The organism is Rubritalea profundi (assembly GCF_002954445.1).
Lineage (GTDB): Bacteria > Verrucomicrobiota > Verrucomicrobiia > Verrucomicrobiales > Akkermansiaceae > Rubritalea > Rubritalea profundi.
Genome location: NZ_MQWA01000001.1, coordinates 161,733 through 169,460, shown reverse-complemented (window position 1 = coordinate 169,460; position 7,728 = coordinate 161,733). Strand labels below are relative to the sequence as shown.

The window sequence follows — 7,728 nt, the reverse complement described above, 5'->3', positions numbered from 1 at the left end:
GGTCAATACAGCGCCAGAGCTCAGGTATCGCCCTTCGAAATCGGGTAGCTGGCAGGTGTTGACCCCCTGCCCCCATGAGCGTATATCCACCAGCTCCGTGGATTCCAAGTTGAAGCGTATGTCGATGAATTTGCCTGAGTCGCTGATCGTCGGCATGATCTCGATGGTCGTGCCTGTGTCCCTCGTTTCAAAGGCCGTGGGGGTGGCTCGGGTGATCAGTCCACCGCTTAACGAAATGGGTGGTGTGTGGGCGAGCTTACTGGCATCGGTGACAGCTTGCGGCGCTTTTTTTCCTGTAGGCTGGCTCGTCGCGACACTCAGGGTTTCCGGGACTTGTGCCGGCTCGTATTCGGTAGGATAGATCACCTCGCTGATTGCTCGGCTGGTTGCCTTCTCTCCGGATCGGGTCCGGATCACTGTGAAGCTTTCCTGGATGGCCGTGCCTTTGTCCACCTCGGCAATGAGACGCTGGTAAATCTCAGCGTCGGTGAGCCCTTCTCTGCGCAATTTTGCGGCCGAGGCAAGCGGCAGCGAAAACTCTTCACAGCAGAAAGAGATCTGCTTAGGGTCTTTAAAATCCGGTTCTCTCTTGACATAGGGAACTGCATCGGGATCTGCATAGGGATCTGCATCGGGATCTGCATCGGGATCTGCAGGTCGCGGGGTCTGACCGTGGAGGACGGCGATGGAGCAGACGGCGATAAGGAGGGGTTGTATAACAATGGTTTTTAGTTTCATAGCACGTGAAGATTAGCAGCCAATCGCCGCGAAAGTGTCAAAGAAGTGTCAAATTATTTGTTCCTGAATGAATCCGCGTAAGATAAAGACTCCAGAAAAGTCGACAACCCGCCCAGAATATGGTGAGGAATTGTTAGCAATAATCAACCAGCGGATTACCAATGACATCCCTATCACTTACAAATGAAAAAATCAATGCCCATGTCGAACTAGCAATGCGGCTGGGCGTCTGATTTTAAAATTTGACGAAATCGGAAACTTCTTCAAAAAACCGAAGGGGTCACGCACTGACCGTATTGCGGATGCTGATATTCTAGCCTCAATGATTGGATTTTTGGTTCATGGTCATACCCATTACTAAGATATTGAACTTTTCAGACAGGATGTTGGCCAAGGTTTCAGCGAGGCTTTAGACCTCAAAAAAACACCATTCGAACATTAGCGTCAAAATAGCAAATTTAGACGCTCGGTCAGACTGAGTCACTTTCGGGTACAATGATACAAATTAGTTCTTATTGAGATTTATTTTCAACAGGGTGTAATGTTTCATGGTCAATTTCGTATATTTCATATAACTCCCTTGAAACAACTTTTAGGAAAGAGAAAATGCTCAAAATTCAGTCACTTAATTTTCGATTTGTCCTGCCATTAGTGGGATTAGTTCATCCCGTTTTAGCGCAAGATTTTCTAGAGGCAACTGTGGTTACCGCATCACGGGTAGAGCAATCACAATTGGAGTCGCCTTATAGTATTTCAATTATTGGTAAGGATGAAATTGTCAATGAGCAGCTAAGAACTGTGCCTGAAGCATTGAGAAACACTTCTGGTGTGCTGATACAAAAGACGACTCATGGACATGGTAGTCCATTTATCCGTGGTTTTACAGGACGCCAAAACCTATTGTTAGTTGATGGTGTTCGATTGAATAATTCGACCTGGCGTAGTGGCCCTATCCAGTACTGGAATACGCTCGATGTGTACTCGGTGGATCGCATGGAGCTGGTCAAGGGACCTGGCTCGGTGATGTATGGCTCGGATTCGCTAGGGGGGACATTGAACCTCTTCAGCAAGGGCGCTGAGTTTCGAGATCAGAAAGGTTTTTTTCAGGACGGCAGTCTGTTTTATCGTTTCGACACGAATAGTCAAAGTCACATAGGACGCATGGAGCAACGGATTGGTGAAGGTGGTAAATGGGGGCTAAATCTTGGTATTAGTGTGAAAAGCTATGGTGACATCCGCGATAGTTATTTCGGTCAAATGAACCGTACGGGCTATCCTGAGCAAAATGTTGATTTAAAGTTTAGTTATGCATTGAGCGAGACGACACAAATGGATTTGGCCTACCAATACGTCAATCAAGATGATGTTTGGAGGTGGCATAGTACTACCAATAATAAGGGATGGACCCACGGGGATCATGTGACTCAGCCTGGAAAGTTAGACTATAGAATTTACGATCAAGAGCGCTCGCTTACTTACGCAAAGTTTTCAGGAACGAATGCCGAAGGAATGATGGAAGAATGGACCAGTACCTTCTCCTATCAAAAAACACAAGATTCTGAAAAACGTAGTGACCCTCGTTGGTCGGTTTCTGATGTGCAGACGCTTGGAATGAGTTTTCAGGCTAGTGGAGTAGTGGGCCCAGGGCGTTTGATCTGGGGTGGTGATTTCTACCACGATGCTGTTGATACCGATGCTAGCGATCCAAGTCGCCGCCCAGTGGCGGATAATTCACGCTACGATTCATTGGGAGGATTTGCCCAATACAACTGGGATTTAACAGAAACTTTCCATCTGGATCTAGGTGCCCGTGCGAGCTATTTTGATGCAGCTTGGGACAATGCCTATAATCGCAATATAGATGCAGATGAATCTGGTGATGGCGACTGGTCCGATCTCTCACTGAGTGTGAGGGCTACCTATGATTTCAGCCAGGACTGGGTGTTGTTCGGCGGTGTTTCAGAAGGCTTCAGAGCACCCAATTTAGCAGATTTGACTGGATCTACCGTGTCACGATCAAGCGACGAGGTGATAGGTTCCTCTGACCTAGACGCAGAAAAAACTCTCAGCTATGAGCTGGGAACTAAAGCGGACTTCAGAGATGTGACAGTGAGTCTCACGAGTTTCTACACACAGATTCGCAATCCTATAACAAGCGCTGGAGAAACCATCGGAGGTGTCGACTATCTGCGACTCACTAATGGCGAGGAAGGATATATCTGGGGGCTTGAAGGGGATGCTGCATGGCGAATTTCCGAGCAGTGGGGGCTTTTCGGAAACCTCACGTATCAAGATGGTAAGCAAAAGTCCCGTGAAGTTATTGGCGGCCCCGTGCTTGAGGACACCGTGTCACGTCTGGCTCCTTTGTTTGGATCCGTACGACTGCGCTGGACTCAGACTGGTGGAAAGTACTGGATAGAGGGGCAAATCTTGGGCGCCGCAACTCAAAATAATTTATCAAAGAAGGACCTTGATGATGATCAGCGTATCCCAACGAATGGCACTCCTGGTTACCTAGTGGGCTCTGTGCGTGGTGGGTGGCAGGCTAGAGAGAATTTATTAGTGACTCTTGGGATCGAAAACTTCACTGATGAAGACTACCGTGTGCATGGATCTGGCTTGAACGAGCAAGGGCTCAATGCGCTCATCGGTGTGAAGTACGATTGGTAAAGGAATCACGAATTTGACGTTATCCGAAGTTGCTGAATTGCGGCTTCGGATTTTTTTGCATCTTTTTCTAAGAAAGTCTTGGTCTGTGCGTTTAAGAGTTAAATAGTGCAGGCAAGGGTACTATGAAATTCGATATGATCACAACTTCAGAACAGCTGGTTGAGCATGCTTTAAAAGAGTATGAGTCGCCGCTTATTGGCTTTGCTATTGGCATTGTTCGTGATCATGACCGTGCCCGCGATGTGGTTCAGGACACCTTTATTCGCTTGTATAAACAAGACGTGGATAAGGTGAAAAGTGGCCTAAAGAGTTGGCTCTTTACTGTCTGTAGAAATCGGGCTCTCGATGTGCTGCGCAAAGAAAAACGGATGGTGAGTGTCGATGACGAAATCCTCCAGAAAGAACCGAGCAATGTGACGTCGCCAGATTTGTCTGCTGACCGACACGAACGGCTCGATGAAGTGCACCAGAAAATGGAGTCATTGAGCGAGAACCAACAACTCGTGATCCGACTCAAATTCGAGCAAGGAATGAGCTACCAAGAGATTAGCGAACAAACTGGGCTGAGCTCCAGCAATGTGGGGTTTTTATTACATAACGGGCTCAAGAAATTGAGAGAAATCCTCCCTAAAGATTTATTAAACTAAGCGGAAAAAAGAGAATGATGAAACTAACCATAGATGATCCGCGATTGACTGCATACGCCTTCGGCGAACTCAATCCTAAGGAGACAAAAGAGGTCGCCAAGCTGGTGACTGCTGATCCTGAGTTGAGAGCGGCAGTGAATGAATTGATCGCCATTGAATCAGTTTTTCAGACAGGTTCGGAACCAAAGTATGCACTACGTCCCGAGCAACGTGCGGCCATTTTCCAATCATCTTCAGAGCCTAGCAATGTTGTGCATATTCCAGAAAAAAGCTGGGCTAAGCGAGTGGTGGCTGTGTTAGGAGTTGCCGCCGCAGTGGTGGTCTCTCTGACAATTCTACAGCGGCCTAGTGGTGAGAGTGTTGACTCAGTCGTGCAGTTAGATTGGTCCTCACTATCTGATGGCGAGCTTCTGCAGGGTGTGACCCCAAGCTCGGATTCGTGGACTAATAATGAGTCTGTGAGCCATGAAAAATCAAGTGAGGTGAGTGAGGGACTACAAATGCATGCGAGTTCGATGAGGTCCGAAATGGCTGATCGCGCTGAAGTTGTTGATGTTTCAGTTCTAGCTAAAACTGGTTCTGGTGAACAGAAGTCCCCATGGGTCATGCGCTCTGAACAGGCTGAAACACGCATCCCGCTAGTGGCTGGAAATGCTAGCTATGCCTGGGTGAGTAAGAGCGTGGCTGCAGGTATATTTCCATCGCCAGCTAGTGTGCGGGTGGAGGAGTTGTTAAATCATTTTCCTGCTAGAGGAATGGCTGACATCACACATAGCGGAGCGAGTGCAGGAGTTGAGCTGGTGGAGTCACCACTGGATTCATCTGAGCTGTTGTTGTTTGTCAGTTTCAATGCGAAGCAATCAATTGATCTAGAGGCCGCATTGGAATTTTCTGAATCAGTAAAATCATATAGGTTGTTAGGTTATCAGCAAGATGCTGGAAAGGTAGAGCTCGCGCCATCTCAGTTGATGGATGCTGGGAACTCGCACCAGGTGGCCTACGCACTTAAGCTGGCCGAAGATGCCGATATAAACGAACCCATTCTGAATCTTCATTTACGACAGAAAGGCGCTGCCGAGCAAGCAAGTCTAGCAGTGATTTATTCTAAGACAGAGTGGAGTGACCTTAGCTCTGGTGGTAAAATGCAGTTGTTAGTAGTGACGTGGGCAGAGTGGTTGGTTGAGCCATCGAGGAATGATCTCCGCAAAGAAGTTGAGCTCATTATGGCTGGTGTCACAGCTATTCATGAGAGCGAAAGTGAGATGTTAGAGACTATTCGAGCAAGTCTCCTGCTATAGTAGGTTGATTGATCCAGCATGATGGTATTATGCTGCAGCTGTGAATTTAAATGATCAGCAAGTTCCAGGACTAAGCGTGCGAGTAGACAACGTGATGTACGTTCCCCACATTGATGCTCCTGAGGATAAGCCCTTTGCTTTTGTGTATTTCATCACGGTGATGAATCGAGCAAAAGTGAATGTGACGATCAAGGCGCGCAAGTGGATTGTACGCGAGGCCGATGGTGAATGTACCGTGGTCGAAGGGCTAGGAGTAGTAGGTGAGACACCACTGATTGAGCCTGGAGATGATTTTACTTACAATAGCTATCATGTGATTCTGCATGACGCAGAAGTGCAGGGGACGCTCTTTGGCTCTACGGAATCTGGGGAGATTTTCAGCGTGAGAATTCCCGATTTCACACTGCGCCAGCCGTTGTCTGATGCGTAAAATCTAGGTGCTTTAGTATATCGATCATTTGAGCATCGGTGTGAGGGCCGATGCTCGCGATAGCTAGGTTTTCTTGAATGAAAATATTTTGAGTGAGCGTTTTTAGTTGCTCCAGAGTGACGGAGTCGAGCGTATTTCTTGCGTCGACTGGGTTCACTATTTTACCGAAAGAGGTGAGAGAATCACCCATCCAACTCATCTGAGAATGTGGAGTTTCTAAGCCGATGCGCGCTTGGCCCATTGCGAAGCGTTTGGCTTGGGCTAGCTCATCCTTGGTGAAGCCATTTTCTAGGATGTCTGTGAGAACCTGTTGGATAGCGAGAATACTTTCTTCTAGTCGATCGCTGTCGAGTCCTGCGTGGATTTCAAAGGTGCCAGTGTCCTCGTAGAGGCTAAAGTCGCTAGCGATATGGTAACAAAGTCCGCGCTTTTCACGTAGCTCTTGGAACAAGCGGGAGCTCATAGTCTCGCCTAATAATAGGCTAAGCATGCGCAGGATATGACGATTTTTGGAATGGCGACCAGAGGTATGAAAAGCTATTGCTAGGTGTGATTGCTCGATGTCCCGCTGGTCATGGAGAGAGGGGATGCTTTTTGAGGCAGCGTGCTGAGTGAAGCTCTCGAAGGGGCTTTTCCCATGCGTTTCTTGTGGAAGGTATTTCTCAACGAGTGTGAGAACCTCTGCATGTGTGGTGTTGCCAGCGATGGAGACAGTAATCCCTTTACTAGCATAGTGCTGATTAGTGAACGCTTTGAGTGACTCGGCATTGATCCCTAGAATCGATGCTTCGGATCCGGTGATCGAACGCCCCATCGGGTGGTTTGGCCAGAGGACTTCAGAAAGTAGATCGTGCAGGTGCTCTCCAGGGTTCTCCTGGTACATCACGATTTCTTCCGCGATGACCTCACGCTCGCGTTCGACTTCTTCATCCGGAAATGTTGAGTTCCAGAGCATGTCAGACATGACTTCTAATAAGTGAGGTAAGAGCTCGGCAGGACCTCGGGTTTCGAGGCAAGTTTGGTCCTCAGTGGTAAATGCATTGACGCTGCCACCTGAGCCTTCGATGGAGATTGCTAGATCGAGAGCATTGCGAGTTTGGGTACCTTTAAAGATCATGTGCTCAGCAAAGTGGGCTGAGCCATTTTCTGCCGCAGATTCATGGCGACTACCAACCGGGATGAAGATGCCGACAGAGACGCTCTCGACGTGTGGCATTTCGCAAGTTGCAATGTGGAAACCACGAATGGTGGTGTGTTTGTATGTGGCTGAGGCGTGCATTTACTCCGATTCTGGGTAGAGAAGTTCAGCTAAAGCTAAGTCTTCAGGGTAGGTGATTTTTAAATTGGGAGTCGGATTGGGAACGAGGTAGGTGTGAACTCCAATAAGCTCAAGTGCTGAGACTTCATCGGTGACGAGCTGCTGAGACTTTTCAACTTTAGCGTAGGCGTCTAACAATAGATCCTTGCTGAAGATCTGTGGAGTCTCCATAGCCCAGAGGTTTTCTCTATCAACCGACTCACTGATGCATTGGTTGCTATCGGCACGTTTGACGGTCTCGGTGATCCGCCTAGCAGAGGTGGCAGCCTTGTGTCGCTGGGCAGCTTTGAGGGTGGTGACTATTTGTTGCTGGGAGATCAATGGCCGAGCACCATCGTGAACAGCTACCCATGTGCTTGACGCGTCAAGGGCGTCGAGTCCATTAGAGACTGAGTTGTGTCTATCAGCACCACCATCAATGCGCTTGATTACTGTTCCATTCTGAGTGAGATCGAGTTGGGTGAAGCGTTCTTCAGGGCAAACTATGATGACTTCATTCACCGCTTCAGAGCGGATAAAGGCATTGATCGAGTGCTGAAGAACTGGGGCGCCAGCGAGTGGAGCAATGAGTTTATCAAAGCCCATCCGACGGCTGGTTCCAGCAGCGACAATGATAGCAGAAAGCAT

6 protein-coding genes and 1 pseudogene are annotated in these 7,728 nt (G+C 48.2%); 4 read left to right on the top strand and 3 right to left on the bottom strand.

The features are described 5' to 3' along the window. Positions 1-738 (bottom strand): annotated as a pseudogene (locus BSZ32_RS18545) (hypothetical protein); the annotation flags it as partial. Positions 739-1,437: 699 nt separating this feature from the next. On the opposite strand from BSZ32_RS18545, the gene BSZ32_RS00740 reads away from it, so the two are divergent. The 4 genes from BSZ32_RS00740 (at position 1,438) to BSZ32_RS00725 (ending at position 5,783) form a co-directional block, all read left to right on the top strand. Continuing rightward, the gene (locus tag BSZ32_RS00740) at positions 1,438-3,408 is read left to right on the top strand and encodes a TonB-dependent receptor plug domain-containing protein (protein ID WP_165788555.1); all 1,971 of its coding nucleotides are present in this window, start codon (positions 1,438-1,440) and stop codon (positions 3,406-3,408) included. A gap of 134 nt (positions 3,409-3,542) precedes the next feature. Further along, on the top strand, positions 3,543-4,055 hold the full coding sequence (locus BSZ32_RS00735) for an RNA polymerase sigma factor (protein WP_206018675.1): 513 nt from the start codon (positions 3,543-3,545) through the stop codon (positions 4,053-4,055). 14 nt (positions 4,056-4,069) lie between these two features. After that, a complete protein-coding gene (locus BSZ32_RS00730) occupies positions 4,070-5,353 on the top strand; it encodes a VWA domain-containing protein (protein ID WP_105041653.1) in 1,284 nt (427 codons plus the stop codon). 40 nt (positions 5,354-5,393) lie between these two features. Further along, complete coding sequence (locus tag BSZ32_RS00725) at positions 5,394-5,783, top strand: Co(2+)/Mg(2+) efflux protein ApaG (RefSeq protein WP_206018674.1); 390 nt, start codon at positions 5,394-5,396, stop codon at positions 5,781-5,783. On the opposite strand, the gene BSZ32_RS00720 is transcribed toward BSZ32_RS00725, so the two are convergent. Continuing rightward, positions 5,752-7,062 carry a M16 family metallopeptidase gene (locus BSZ32_RS00720; RefSeq protein WP_105041651.1) on the bottom strand — a complete coding sequence of 437 codons (1,311 nt, stop codon included), beginning with the start codon at positions 7,060-7,062 and terminating at the stop codon, positions 5,752-5,754. The two genes, BSZ32_RS00725 and BSZ32_RS00720, sit on opposite strands and share 32 nt — an antisense overlap. Further along, positions 7,063-7,728, bottom strand: coding sequence for a 2-C-methyl-D-erythritol 4-phosphate cytidylyltransferase (gene ispD, locus BSZ32_RS00715; RefSeq protein ID WP_105041650.1), 666 nt, complete (start codon positions 7,726-7,728; stop codon positions 7,063-7,065).